Source organism: Paenibacillus sp. Negev47, assembly GCF_058313655.1.
In genome coordinates this window covers 3,713,924-3,726,553 of the sequence record NZ_CM177754.1, presented here as the reverse complement: position 1 = coordinate 3,726,553, position 12,630 = coordinate 3,713,924, and the positions used below count along the sequence as shown (strand labels likewise).

The 12,630-nt window shown below is 45.6% G+C and carries 13 protein-coding genes; 9 read left to right on the top strand and 4 right to left on the bottom strand.

The genetic code is table 11. The features are described 5' to 3' along the window. The first annotated feature begins 58 nt into the window (after positions 1-58). Genes AC4G47_RS16660 through AC4G47_RS16640 form a run of 5 tightly spaced genes read left to right on the top strand, consistent with a single transcriptional unit; the run spans position 59 to position 4,015 of the window. The gene (locus AC4G47_RS16660; protein ID WP_491101885.1) at positions 59-1,327 is read left to right on the top strand and encodes a right-handed parallel beta-helix repeat-containing protein; all 1,269 of its coding nucleotides are present in this window, start codon (positions 59-61) and stop codon (positions 1,325-1,327) included. Then, positions 1,324-1,905 (top strand): nitrous oxide reductase accessory protein NosL, encoded by a 582-nt coding sequence (locus AC4G47_RS16655; RefSeq protein WP_491101884.1) that lies wholly within the window; start codon positions 1,324-1,326, stop codon positions 1,903-1,905. The genes AC4G47_RS16660 and AC4G47_RS16655 overlap by 4 nt, the downstream gene beginning before the upstream one ends. A gap of 28 nt (positions 1,906-1,933) precedes the next feature. Further along, positions 1,934-2,755 carry an ABC transporter permease gene (locus AC4G47_RS16650; protein WP_491101883.1) on the top strand — a complete coding sequence of 274 codons (822 nt, stop codon included), beginning with the start codon at positions 1,934-1,936 and terminating at the stop codon, positions 2,753-2,755. Then, complete coding sequence (locus AC4G47_RS16645; RefSeq protein ID WP_491101882.1) at positions 2,748-3,461, top strand: ABC transporter ATP-binding protein; 714 nt, start codon at positions 2,748-2,750, stop codon at positions 3,459-3,461. Before AC4G47_RS16650 ends, AC4G47_RS16645 begins: the two co-directional genes overlap by 8 nt. A gap of 11 nt (positions 3,462-3,472) precedes the next feature. Then, positions 3,473-4,015 (top strand): TlpA family protein disulfide reductase, encoded by a 543-nt coding sequence (locus tag AC4G47_RS16640; RefSeq protein WP_491101881.1) that lies wholly within the window; start codon positions 3,473-3,475, stop codon positions 4,013-4,015. Positions 4,016-4,177: 162 nt separating this feature from the next. On the opposite strand, the gene metE is transcribed toward AC4G47_RS16640, so the two are convergent. Further along, positions 4,178-6,472, bottom strand: a complete 2,295-nt coding sequence (metE, locus tag AC4G47_RS16635) for a 5-methyltetrahydropteroyltriglutamate--homocysteine S-methyltransferase (protein ID WP_491101880.1) — start codon at positions 6,470-6,472, stop codon at positions 4,178-4,180. 225 nt (positions 6,473-6,697) lie between these two features. Here metE and AC4G47_RS16630 point away from each other — a divergent pair, with 225 nt between their 5' ends. After that, the gene (locus AC4G47_RS16630; protein WP_491101879.1) at positions 6,698-7,321 is read left to right on the top strand and encodes a DUF8426 domain-containing protein; all 624 of its coding nucleotides are present in this window, start codon (positions 6,698-6,700) and stop codon (positions 7,319-7,321) included. Positions 7,322-7,394: 73 nt separating this feature from the next. On the opposite strand, the gene AC4G47_RS16625 is transcribed toward AC4G47_RS16630, so the two are convergent. Further along, positions 7,395-8,060: an MBL fold metallo-hydrolase gene (locus AC4G47_RS16625; RefSeq protein ID WP_491101878.1), complete on the bottom strand. Its 666-nt coding sequence runs from the start codon at positions 8,058-8,060 to the stop codon at positions 7,395-7,397. Between the two features lie 191 nt (positions 8,061-8,251). On the opposite strand from AC4G47_RS16625, the gene AC4G47_RS16620 reads away from it, so the two are divergent. After that, the gene (locus tag AC4G47_RS16620; protein WP_491101877.1) at positions 8,252-8,722 is read left to right on the top strand and encodes a GNAT family N-acetyltransferase; all 471 of its coding nucleotides are present in this window, start codon (positions 8,252-8,254) and stop codon (positions 8,720-8,722) included. Positions 8,723-8,866: 144 nt separating this feature from the next. On the opposite strand, the gene AC4G47_RS16615 is transcribed toward AC4G47_RS16620, so the two are convergent. Beyond that, positions 8,867-9,232, bottom strand: a complete 366-nt coding sequence (locus AC4G47_RS16615; RefSeq protein WP_458127234.1) for a winged helix-turn-helix transcriptional regulator — start codon at positions 9,230-9,232, stop codon at positions 8,867-8,869. Between the two features lie 105 nt (positions 9,233-9,337). Between AC4G47_RS16615 and AC4G47_RS16610 the strand changes: the two genes are divergently transcribed. Both AC4G47_RS16610 and AC4G47_RS16605 read left to right on the top strand, forming a co-directional pair. After that, positions 9,338-10,195, top strand: a complete 858-nt coding sequence (locus tag AC4G47_RS16610) for an arginase family protein (RefSeq protein ID WP_491101876.1) — start codon at positions 9,338-9,340, stop codon at positions 10,193-10,195. Between the two features lie 147 nt (positions 10,196-10,342). Continuing rightward, positions 10,343-11,521, top strand: a complete 1,179-nt coding sequence (locus AC4G47_RS16605) for an MFS transporter (protein ID WP_491101875.1) — start codon at positions 10,343-10,345, stop codon at positions 11,519-11,521. An 88-nt stretch (positions 11,522-11,609) separates the two neighbouring features. On the opposite strand, the gene AC4G47_RS16600 is transcribed toward AC4G47_RS16605, so the two are convergent. Beyond that, the gene (locus tag AC4G47_RS16600) at positions 11,610-12,422 is read right to left on the bottom strand and encodes an undecaprenyl-diphosphate phosphatase (RefSeq protein ID WP_491101874.1); all 813 of its coding nucleotides are present in this window, start codon (positions 12,420-12,422) and stop codon (positions 11,610-11,612) included. Positions 12,423-12,630: the final 208 nt, after the last annotated feature.

Here is a 12,630-nt window from a genome sequence, read left to right as displayed (position 1 = left end):
TTTAATTTTTCTGATAGGTATGATGATGCTTCTACTGTCTCTTCCGCACGGTGCGATCATGGCCTCCTCTGGACATCGTGATCTCATTCCCCTTCAACCTATAATTGACCTTGCTGTCCCCGGAGACGTCATTCAGCTTGAAGCAGGTCGTTATTCGGGCCCTGTAACCATTGATAAGAGCATTACCATTCAGGGCGATTCTACGGTCATCGTAATGAATACGGAGGCCACTTCTACGATAACCATTCGTTCGGATGGGGTGAAGTTGAGTGGGTTTACGATTGAACATGATGCGAATGAAGCGAGCGCAGCGATTCAGGTGGAAGCAAAAAACAGTGAGATCACCGATCTGCATATTCAGACCCAGGGTTTCGGGATGATGATCCGGAATTCGAGCCAGGCGACGATTCAGCGGAATAATATAACTTGGATCGGGGCGAATACTGCTTCCAGCAGCCAGAAGGGTAATGGCATCGATCTGTACAATTCGCATGACAGCTACATTGAAGCCAATGAGATTTCCGGCATGAGAGATGGAATCTATCTGGAGAACAGTCGCAAGTCTACGGTGCAAAATAACAGGCTGTTACATACAAGGTATGGCATTCATTGTATGTACATTGACGGCTCTTCTGTCATGGATAATACAGGAGAAGAGAACATGACAGGTGCCATGATTATGGGCGTCAAGAATACGGTTATCTCGGGGAATTCTTTTCGCAAACAGAGTAGCAATGTTCATTCCCAAGGAATTCTGTTGTATGACGTACATCAGTCCTCTGTTCACAACAATGTAGTGGAGGGTAATCGTGTCGGCATGAATATTGCAGAATCCTCAGGCAATGAGATCCGTGGCAATGCGGTGCTTCGGAATTTTGTTGGAATCCAGCTGGTCCTGGCAGAAGCTAATGAGTTTACACGTAACCGATTGGTTTCTAACGTCATTGAGGCTTCCGCACTGGATAGCCCGAATAATGTCATGATGGAGAATTACTGGGACTCTTTTCAGGGACTCGACCTGAATCAGGATGGGATCAGTGAAATTTCCTATGCCATCAATCCATTTTATGAGCAACTGGTTAGTCGAAATTCAGCGTATCAGCTCTTTTTTCAATCACCGGGCATGGTCTTTCTGAGTGACTTGTTTACGGAGGGCAGAGATCAATGGACTACCGACAAGTCGCCACGAATGAGCATGGATATGGAATCTGATCTGCACATGTCAGTGGAAACGGCTACAGGTTCCAATATGGTGTGGATGTTTGGGCTAGTTCTGTTGGGGCTGGCAACTTTTATAATCATCTATATGGGGGTATTGCGAAAATGAACAAAAGCTTGAGAAGAAGATGGACAACGGTCATGGTACTTATGTTTGGAATTATACTGTTAACAGCTTGCGGACCAAAATACGCGGCATTGCCGATCAATGAAGACGTGGATATCTGCGTGATATGTAAAATGCAGGTGAAGGATGATGCGTATGCAACGCAGCTCACAACCAAAGACGGTCAAAATTACAAGTTCGATGATATCGGCTGTATGAACCAGTGGAAAACAGAAAATGGCACCGATAACATCGGCATGGACTATGTGCGTGATTACAATGATAAGGAATGGATTGAATACAGCAAAGCCACGTACGTGTACGACGCTTCTTTGCGAACGCCTATGGCCTACGGCATTCTTAACTTTAAGGACAAGCCTTCGGCTGAAGCTTTCATTGCAGAGCAAGGTGTGGGAACCATTATGACCGCTGAGGATCTTGCTTCTCATGACTGGAAACAGAATACAGAGAATATGGACATGATGGGTGAACATGGGCATGGTGAGCACGGACATGGTGAAGAAGGAGAAGGTAATGAGATGCATCAGGAAGGTGAGATGAAAGAAGAGTCAGGCCACTAGGAATGACAATAGAAAATGGTGATCAATGATGTCAGATATGATACAGATTGCAAGACGAGAAGTGAAAATGGGATTTCGCAATCCTTGGGCGTATTCGTTTCTGATCCTGTTTTGCCTCTTTAGCTTAAGCTTGTTACTTCTGAATTCACAGAATCTAGTTGAAGGATATTCGGGCACCACAGGTTCCATGTTGAATCTCATTCTCTACCTTTTGCCATTAATGACGCTGTTTCTGGGTTCCTTCTCGTTAACATCCGAAAAAGAAGACGGCAGCTGGCAACTGCTGTCCACGTATCCCATCGGCACGATGTCCTTTATTGTTGGGAAGTATCTCGGGCTCTCGGTTGTCTTGATAACCATTGTTGCATTTGGATACGGCCTGATGGGGGTAATTAGCGGCTTGATCGGGAATCCACTGGATGCCATGACATACCTTCTCTTTCTGGCATTTTCCTGTGGACTGGTGTTGTTATTCTTGACACTCGCTCTATTTATCGGTTCATTGTCAGGCAATCGGTGGCAGGCGTTAACGATCTCCGTTACCGTGTGGTTCTTCGCTGTCATTGGATGGCCGACGCTGTTGCTCTCTGTGCTGGGACTGATGCCTTATCTATGGGTCAAACCACTGCTTATTACACTGACTCTTATCAATCCGGCTGAGTTGGTGCGCTTGTATGTAGTGATCAAACTGGGGGGCGGCTCCATTCTGGGACCGGAATATTATCGATGGGTGGAGTGGGTGCAGCAACCCAGTGGCAGTTGGATTTTCATCGGGATATGCCTGTTCTGGATTACCTGCTCTGTTCTGGCGGTATACGCGATCTGGGAGAGGGGGCGTTCCCATGGATAAGGTGGAACTCGAAGTGATGGAATTGTGCAAATCCATTAAAAAGCAACCGATTGTGGAGAATATCTCCTTTCGCATAACTTCAGGCCAAGTGCTTGCCCTCTGTGGAGGGAATGGCGCAGGGAAGAGCACAGTGCTGCGTATGATCGCGGGAATTCTTCGGCCTACCTCCGGTGAGGTTGTGGTGAACAATGTGCGATGGTTGAAGGAGCGTAAGCGTTATTCGCAACAGATTGGATATATGCCGGACGATTATCAATTTAACCAGGGGCTGAGTGCAGAAGAAGTCCTTTTGTTCTGGGCTTCTCTGAGGAAAGTTCCCAAGGCGAGGGTTGAAGAAGTACTGACCATGGTAGGGTTGCAGGAACAAAAGAACAAGCGGGTTACGACCTTCTCCAAAGGCATGCGCCAACGTGTGTTATTCGCTCAGGCTGTGCTGTCGAAACCTCCACTGCTCATCATGGATGAGCCAACGAATGGATTGGACCCATTCTGGATGCAAGAATTAGTTCAGCTGCTCAAGGGAATCAAGCAGTATGGCCATATGGTCGTGTTCTCGACCCATCAGCTGGAGATCGCAGACGATATTGCGGATCAGGTGATATTCATGAATCATGGACGTCATGTTGGAGAGGGATCGACTCACGACTTTCGTGATCAATTCGGTTCGCTCCATGCAGCATTTCATCAAAGTCTTGGCCTAAAGTGAAGGTGAGTTTATTGCAGAAGCAGAGTTTTAAAAGCAGACGTACACTTACAATTTTGATTGGTTTGGTCGCATTGCTCGTAGGTGCATGGGCCATTTTCGAAAATGTATCGACACCCGATGCGCAACGAGGCAACACTATTCAAGCAGGTGCAAAAGCCCCTGAGTTCACTGCGGTTAATTCAGCAGGCGAACAAGTCAGACTGTCCGATTATCGGGGCAAAGCCGTCATGATTAACTTTTGGGCTTCATGGTGCACGCCCTGTGTAAGGGAGATGCCGCTCGTTCACCAGATCGCTCAAGACTATCAGAACGATGTGGAAACCCTGTTTGTTAACGTGGGGGAGTCGAAGGGCACGATCCGTGAGTTTATGGATGAGCAAGCGTTTAATTTTCCGGTGATCATTGATGTGACGGGCAACATATCAGCCATGTATCGTATTACGGGTTTGCCTGCAACGATGGTTATTGATAAAGAAGGGGAGTTCCGTCACATACTGCTTGGCGAACTGACGGAGGATATCCCGTTACAGCAATGGCTCGAAGAAAGTATCTAGTCGTAAGCGTTTGGTGGTGAGAGAAGGGGCAGGGATGCCGGGGGTGCCCATTTTCCAAGCGTAACGGATGTATGTTAAAAGTAACAAAAGCAAAAGCCGGACACCCCTTAAATCTAGGGTGTCCGGCTTCTGCTTTTGAATAATATGCGACTTCACAGCCGATTACAGTACAGCAGCTGCAGCATAATTGGTGCGAGCGATTCTGGTTGCATCAACCATGTTGCGCAAGGAAGCAACCGTTTCTTCCTGTCCGCGGGTTTTCAATCCGCAGTCCGGGTTAATCCAGAACAGCTTCGGATCAAGAACACGCAGGGCGCGTTCAATCATGCTGCTCATCTCATCCACACTTGGAACACGTGGACTATGAATATCATATACGCCAAGACCGATACCAAGCTCATACGTATTTTCTTCAAAGCTGTGAATCAGTTCACCGTGACTACGGGATGTCTCAATGGAGATAACATCGGCATCCATGGCTTCAATGGAATCAATCATATCATGGAATTCGCAATAACACATGTGAGTATGAATTTGGGTCGTTTCGTGCACTGTGCACGTGGAGATGCGGAAAGCTTTGACAGCCCAAGCCAGGTAATCGGCTTGTTCATTTTCCTTCAGTGGAAGCCCTTCGCGAACAGCCGGCTCGTCAACCTGGATCATGCCGATGCCTGCCTGTTCAAGTGCTTCGACTTCCTGTCTCAGTGCATACGCCAATTGATAGGCGATCTGCTCACGAGCAATGTCTTCGCGTACGAATGACCAGTTCATGATTGTAATCGGGCCAGTCAGCATGCCTTTGACAGGGCGCTCTGTTTGCGATTGGGCATATTTCGTTTCTTCCACCGTCATTTCACCCGTAAATGCAACATCGCCGAAGATAATAGGTGGCTTCACGCAACGTGAACCATACGATTGTACCCAGCCAAACTGTGTAAAGGCAAAACCGGCAAGTTTCTCGCCAAAGAATTCAACCATATCGGTACGCTCAAACTCACCATGCACCAACACGTCAATTCCGATCTCTTCCTGAATCTTAATCCAGATATCAATCTGCTCCCGGATAAAGGTAGCATACTGTTCGTTGTTCAACTCGCCCTTGCGCCACAACTGACGTGCTTTTCTGACTTCAGCAGATTGCGGGAAACTGCCAATCGTTGTCGTCGGGAAGAGTGGCAATTGCCATTTGGCCTGTTGGGCTTCATGACGCTCGGCAAAAGGACGGGAGCGCTCCGGCTGTTGAACACTAATGGAAGCAACGGCTTTCTGAACAGCGGTACGATTCCGATCTTCAGATTGCTGAAGGGCTTGAAGGGTAAGCTCTGCTTCTTCTATGGAAGCGGTAATTTCTGCATTTGGTGAAGATAAGGCTGTAGTCAAAAGAACAATCTCATCCAGCTTTTCATCTGCAAATGCAAGAACATTTTTCAGTTCGGATGTAAGTTTTGTCTCCCGTTCTGTCGTTACTGGCACATGCAGCAGGCTGCAGGACGATTGCACGATAATACGTTCAGGCGTCACGACTTCAGCAAGTTCATTCAGCAATTTCAGTTTTCCTTGAAGGGAAGCTTTCCAGATTCCACGCCCATCAATAATACCTGCTCCCAATACTTTGTCCGACGGGAAACCGGATGTTTGAATGGATTGGCTGTTGCCAGAGAGTCCATGTACAAAGTCAAGTCCTATACCTTGAACTGGCAGTGCAACAATATCGTTGTAATTTTCAACAGATTCAAAGTACGTCTGCAACATGATATTCAGGCCTGGAACGGCTGCTGCAAATGTCTCATATATTTTATTCAGACGCTGTACATCTTCATCGATTAATTTGGTTACCAGAATAGGCTCGTCGATCTGCACCCACTGAACGCCCTCGCTTGCAAGTTCTTGAAGCAATTGAGTATAAAGTGGCAGCAAGCGGTCCAGCCAAGCGTCCGTCTCGGATTTGTCATAACCTTTGGAGAGTTTCAGGAAGGTTAGTGGTCCAACGATTACCGGTTTGCCTTCAATACCGAGTTTTTCTTTTGCTTCACGATAAGCGAGAAGAGGTTTGTTCTCCGTCAGAGTTGGGGAAGCCCCGTCCAGTTCAGGCACTATGTAGTGATAGTTAGTGTTGAACCATTTCGTCATTTCGCTTGCTGCGGCATCTTTCGTTCCCCGGGCAATGCCATAATATACGGACAACGGAACGGAACCGCCAGTATAAGCAAATCGTTTGGGAACAATGCCGAACATCACGGCCGTATCCAGGATATGATCATAATAACTGAAATCATTCACCGGAATGAGGTCGATGCCTTTCGCTTGCTGCTTGCGCAAATGATCGATACGGATCTCTTGCAAACGTGTGTGAAATTCATTTTCCTCCAGCTTGCCTGCCCAGAACGATTCCAACGCTTTCTTCCATTCCCGATCAGCACCAATACGCGGATATCCCAATACACTACTTTTCGTCATCGCTTAAAACCCCTCTGCTTTTATGTTACACAAAATTTATCACAGATCCGGAGTTATAATGTAATTCCATTAAATTATACCTAGTTATAGCCTGGGGCTATATCGAAAAGAATCTTTTTGCATGAAGCATAGAACTTGAAGAAGTCATTACGTTTGAAATAGACACCACTAATGTTACAATGGTTAACTATGTTCATACGAATGATTGAAAGGAAGGTGGTACTCGTGAATCTGTATCATATCCAGTCGACCGTGCATGGAATCAACAGAGTAAAGTCCTTTTTGGAAGAACATTTTATTGGTATCGCATGGTCAGGTACAGGGGATCTGGAGCATACGCCCCCGGAGCTATGGAAGGAAAAGTTGGTCCAGCACTATGGTTATGATGAATGGGAATTGGCGAACACACTAGCGACATTACATATGTTTGTTAACCTCATGCAGGATGGAGATTATGTCTTAATTAGTGATGATGAGTGGACGTACGTGGGAGATATCGGGGATTATTATTACGACGATTCCGCTGGTACTGAAGAGGACTTGATCTGCCATCGTCGCGGAGTTACATGGTTGGGGCGTATACCACTTGCTGAGTTAAATGACAAAGTGCAAGCATTGCAAAAGGACTCATCCATTCTTGCGAAGTTTGAGTATCCTGTTTCACTAGCAGAACTGGATCGCGGACTTGCAGTCACCGCAGCATCGGGTGCAACTAGTCCTCCCCCAGTAAAGGTAGATGAAGCGACGATTCAAACCGCACTCCATGTGCTTAGAGAAGCGTTACACAGTGAAGAAGAAGAGCTGCGAATTCGTGCGGCTACAGCCATTTTGCAGTATGCCAAACCATAGAACTACTATGCCAAGAACTAAGAATGGTTACTGATTTAGACGGTAACCATTCATGGAACAGCAATTTTAATGTTTATAGCCCTTGAGTAAGTCCTGAGATCTGTTCGTTTACATTCCTATGACTTAGTCCTCCGTGATAACAAACCACAGATGTAATGTCGAGTTCGGTATATTTTTTCAAAGAGAACCGGGCAGTCTCTATATCCAGTGTAGTTGGTTCATGAATGCCTCCAAGCATGCCGTTTACACTGTACATTGAATCTCCGGCAATGAGTGTCTTGCTTTGCTTCAGATAAAGACTGATATGACCTGGCGTATGACCAGGTGTGTGAATAATGCGAATTCCACCGCAAAACGAGAGTTCCTGACCATCAGTCACCGTTTCATCTACTTTGCCCTTTGGAGGATGCTCAAGGTGACCGTCTTTGAGAAGAGGGAGCTGTCCCTCAATATACGGCTTATCCAGCTCATGGGCATATATCTTGACTTGCGAGCCACACTCCTGCAAAATCTCGGGAAGACACCCGATATGGTCCATATCCTGATGCGTCAAAATCACTGCTTTAAGCTGGCTGATCGGCATGCCTATCTTTTCGAACGCAATACGTAAATCGTCATACTGCCCAGGGAAACCGGTGTCTATTAACACAGCTGTTTCTTCATCCCGTATCAGAATAGGGTGAATCACATTCCCTTCAAAATCGAGCTGAAGCATCTCTATTCCTTTTGAAATTTCCATAATGCGACCTCCAAAAATAAATTGATATACAAAATGGGTCATTACATTTCTTAGGTAAACGAATAAAGACTACAAAAAGATACGTATAGAAATATTTAATGGATGGGGGAATTGACGCTTGATGTTGGGAATGATAATTTATATATATCATAAAAACCAACAAGTCCAATAAGATAAAGGGGGTATGTGGGATGACACACATCGTGCATGCGGCAGCTGAAGATATTCGAAGCGAGGATTCGCTGCAATTAATTAAGGAACTGAGCGAAGAACTCGGTTTGCTCTATGGTGGTGATGGGACGGCGGGTTTTCAACTGTCAGACGTTGAAGTACCACGTGCGGCCTTTATCGTCGCCAGAATCGATGGGTATCCGGTTGGTTGCGGAGCACTTCGGCCCCTTGATGAAACTTCTGTAGAAATTAAACGCATGTATACACGCAGTGGCTACCGTCGGAAGGGCATTGCTCAGGCCATTTTGGCTGAGGCGGAGCGTCTTGCGTACGAACTTGGATACACTAATCTGAAACTGCAAACAGGTCCCTTGCAGCCGGAAGCGGCAGCACTCTATGAGCGGGTAGGATATTATCGAATCCCTATTTTTAGTGGTAATTGGGACAGAGTGTTAGCCTACCAGAAAGATCTGGTGCACGAGAAAGTATAAATCTACGAACGAATTAAAGCCTCTTTCACTGAACGGACAACTGAACGGACAGATGAGCATAAGAAGATACAAGAAAAGTCGCCTATGGGCGACTTTTTTTACGCTTTAACTTATCCTACTTTTCTAAAGGCATAGACCAAAGATTTAATCCTTTGCGGAATGAATGATCGAAGGGTCTTGATGTTGGACACCCCATTCGCATAATCCTTCCAAAACGGGCAATAGCGTTTCAGCTTTGGCTGTCAGACGGTATTCAACTTTAGGAGGGACTTGGGGATACTCTTTTCGCTCAACCATACCATCTGCTTCCAATTCTTTGAGCTGTGAACTCAGCGTTTTATACGTGATGGCTCCGATCTGTCTTTTTAGCTCATTGAAGCGGACGGGCTGGTTATCCGCCAGAAGATACATAATCACCATTTTCCATTTGCCACCAATAACAGACAACGTATATCCAAAAGGGGTATCTTGAATGTTTTTAACTTTACCGTGGTATTCAGCCATACTCATCATTTACACTATCCTTCCGGGTAGTACCTATCATAAAAGACCGTACTATTTATTTGTTTGGGCTCAGTTTATACTAACCTTACTTTGAAGTAAAGGAGAATTACGATGACTCAAAAAACAATACGTTTGCTCATGCCACAATGGCAAGGTGGGGATAATCCAAACTACTCTTTTGGAGCAGAGCTGCTTGCTTGGCTCGCACCTGACAATAATCAACCTCTCATTCATGTTCCTGTTGAGGCTTATGATGGAACACTTCTGGTAGGCGAGAACGGGATAAAAGGCAGAACACAGCTTCTTCAGCAATTGCAGGCGGCCCATCATATTATTCAAGCTCACCAGCCTGATCGCATAGTCATGTTTGGCGGTGACTGTTTGGTAGAACAAGCCCCGTTTGCTTATTTAAATGAACGATATGGCGGAGAACTTGGTTTGATATGGATTGATGCGCACGGTGATTTGGTTAGATACGAGGGCTATGACAACGGTCATACTTTACCGCTTGGGAACCTTCTTGGGGAAGGCGATCCGGAGTTTGCCAAACATGTGAGAGTCCCTGTGAAGCCGGAACATGTCTTCATGGCCGGGTTGACGACCCCCACGGAACAGGAAACCGAAGTGATTCAAAGATTGGGTATCCGAACGGCTGGAACTGAAGAATTAACCCATGGCACGGATTCGATTAAGGAGTGGATTAAAGAAAATGGTATCAAACACCTGGCAATTCACCTTGATCTGGATGTGCTTGATCCCAACATGTTCCGTTCATTGTTATTCTCCAAACCAGGGGAACCTTATGTGTTTTCACCAGCGGGAACCATGCAAATACCTCACTTGCTTCATCTGATCAAAGAACTGTCTGAAGAAACAGATGTAGTTGGATTAGGGATAACCGAGCATATGCCATGGGATGCCATTAACTTGAAGAATTTGCTTGGAGAAATTCCTATTTTGAACCAGTGAAATAGGTTATAAGTCGCCACATAATATATCAGAATACTGATATATTAAGTCAATATTGAGGAAGATCAGCGATGGAAATATCAATATTATTATATGGGTGGTTCAATGCGAATCAGAATTCAAACAAACTGAGGAGAGTACACCCAGATGGTCACGTTATTGCTAATCCTTATCTATCTCGCATTTATAGGACTGGGACTGCCAGATGCCTTACTTGGCAGTGCCTGGTCCATGATGAAATACGATATACATGCGACGACAGAAATGGCAGGTTACATATCCTTAATCATTTCATTTTGTACAGTAGTGTCCAGTCTGTCTGCCAGTCGATTGTTACACCGATTCGGAACGGGCAGGGTCACATTATTCAGTATCCTTTCAACAACCGTTGCTCTGTTGGGCTTTTCGATCTCTGAGAATTTTGTGTTTTTCCTGATTCTGGCGATCCCTCTCGGCTTAGGTGCAGGTTCGGTGGATGCGGCACTTAGTAATTATGTAGCATTACATTTCAAGGCGAAGCATATGAATTGGCTGCATTGTTTCTGGGGAATTGGCGCGGTGACAGGTCCACTCGTAATGGCATATTGGCTGAATCAAGCAAACAACTGGCGTGCAGGATACGTTACTGTAGGGTTGATTCTCCTTGGGATCGCGGTGATCTTATTGTCAACGTTGTCACTATGGAAGATCTTCGAGAAGGGGAGAATAGAAGAATCCGGCGATGAGAAGAAACGTGTGAGCAACAGGGAGGCTATACGCATACCCGGTGTGAAGATGTCGATGCTAGCCATGCTTTGTTACAACGGATCGGAGACAGCTGCTGGTCTTTGGATGGCTTCTTTCTTCATAGGTGGTAAAGGCGTATCTCCGGGCACTGCTGCAGCGTTATCTTCCTTGTTCTTTATCGGAATCATCGTAGGACGTGTAATCTCAGGGTTTCTATCGACTCATGTATCGAGCAAAAATCTCATCAGGTATGGTGGAATCGTTGGATGTTTGGGATTAGTCATCCTGGTTATGCCGATTCCTTACTGGATTGCAGCAGGCGCGCTGTTTGTCGTGGGATTGGGTGGAGCACCGATCTATCCGAGTATTGTTCACGCGACACCAGAACGGTTCGGAGAGAAGGCCTCCCCAAGTGTAATTGGACTTGAGATGGCAAGTGCCTATACGGGTTCAACATTAATTCCTTTAGGTATGGGCCTGATTGCAAGCCACTGGGGAATGTCGATGGTACCCCTGATTCTTCTTATGCTCTTCAGTGTCATGTTCGTGGCTACAGAGCTGGTTAACAGAAGCAACAAGGATGCCCGCCTGACACTCTAGCCCTTGCGGTCACGGAAGGTGGTTCCCTCATTACATAACAAAAGGAACAACCATCGCTGGTTGTTCCTTTTGTTATACCTGTTTATTTTTATAAAAAGATCAGTAACAAGGTACCTGCGGCAAAACAGTAATACGAAAAGTATTTCAGGTTGCCTCTGGCCATAATGCCCATAAACCATCTCATGGAGAAATAGGTGACAAAGAGCGTTGTGATAAATGCAATCAGATAAGGGATAGCCAACTGTGACCGGTTGGGATCATTGGCAATGTCGGATACACCCATAATAAGTCCGCCTATACTAATTGGAATATACAGCATAAAGGAGAACTTCAGAGCCGTTTCCTGTTTCATGCCAACAGCGATCGAGGCGATTACAGTCGCTCCTGAACGGCTTATCCCTGGAATAAGAGCGACCGCCTGAGCCAAACCTACCAGTAATGCATCTTTCGTAGACAGATCTCCATCTTGCTTGCGACCACGGAGATTACGAATCAGCCATAAGGCAACCCCGGTGATCAATAGCGCGATTGAAACGGTATATACGGACGAGAAGATTTCTTCAATCCGATCCTTGAAGAGGACCGCAATGACCCCAGCAGGGATCGTACCAATAATTATGTATAAGCAAAACATGAAGTCAGCTCTATATTCTTCTTTACGAGTACGCAGGTAACCTAGTGCACCAATGATCAATTTTTTGATATCTTCCCGGTATATAAAAATAATAGCGATAAGCGATGCCGTGTTCGTTAAAATCTCAAATGACAATCCGTTCTGCTTCATGCCCATGAGTCTCTGGGCGATGATCAGATGACCGCTTGAGGAGACAGGGATCGGTTCGGTCGCCCCCTGAACAATACCTAAAAACAAATACTTTAACCACAATATAATCTCTTCCATGTTGTCCTCCTTGGATAAGTTTCATTGGCTTTCCAATGTGTTTCTCTTTTTTGAAGTTTTTATTTACTCTATAGATGATAGCTGTTTAACTAGGTGACTTGCAAGTTAGAATTCATAGAGAGAGTGAAATAAACTTGTCTTGTCATTTCGTTCAGAGCATGATATCGTTGATAACGATTATCAATATCAATGAAGAGGTGGGTTTATT

Excerpts from the sequence above, each read along its gene's own strand:
- AC4G47_RS16615 (WP_458127234.1), bottom strand. The coding sequence starts at position 9,232 with ATGAGTATGGCTGAATACCACGGTAAAGTTAAAAACATTCAAGATACC.
- AC4G47_RS16605 (WP_491101875.1), top strand. The coding sequence starts at position 10,343 with ATGGTCACGTTATTGCTAATCCTTATCTATCTCGCATTTATAGGACTG.
- AC4G47_RS16625 (WP_491101878.1), bottom strand. The coding sequence starts at position 8,060 with ATGGAAATTTCAAAAGGAATAGAGATGCTTCAGCTCGATTTTGAAGGG.
- AC4G47_RS16660 (WP_491101885.1), top strand. The coding sequence starts at position 59 with ATGGCCTCCTCTGGACATCGTGATCTCATTCCCCTTCAACCTATAATT.
- AC4G47_RS16610 (WP_491101876.1), top strand. The coding sequence starts at position 9,338 with ATGACTCAAAAAACAATACGTTTGCTCATGCCACAATGGCAAGGTGGG.
- AC4G47_RS16645 (WP_491101882.1), top strand. The coding sequence starts at position 2,748 with ATGGATAAGGTGGAACTCGAAGTGATGGAATTGTGCAAATCCATTAAA.
- AC4G47_RS16620 (WP_491101877.1), top strand. The coding sequence starts at position 8,252 with ATGACACACATCGTGCATGCGGCAGCTGAAGATATTCGAAGCGAGGAT.
- metE (WP_491101880.1), bottom strand. The coding sequence starts at position 6,472 with ATGACGAAAAGTAGTGTATTGGGATATCCGCGTATTGGTGCTGATCGG.
- AC4G47_RS16600 (WP_491101874.1), bottom strand. The coding sequence starts at position 12,422 with ATGGAAGAGATTATATTGTGGTTAAAGTATTTGTTTTTAGGTATTGTT.
- AC4G47_RS16650 (WP_491101883.1), top strand. The coding sequence starts at position 1,934 with ATGTCAGATATGATACAGATTGCAAGACGAGAAGTGAAAATGGGATTT.
- AC4G47_RS16655 (WP_491101884.1), top strand. The coding sequence starts at position 1,324 with ATGAACAAAAGCTTGAGAAGAAGATGGACAACGGTCATGGTACTTATG.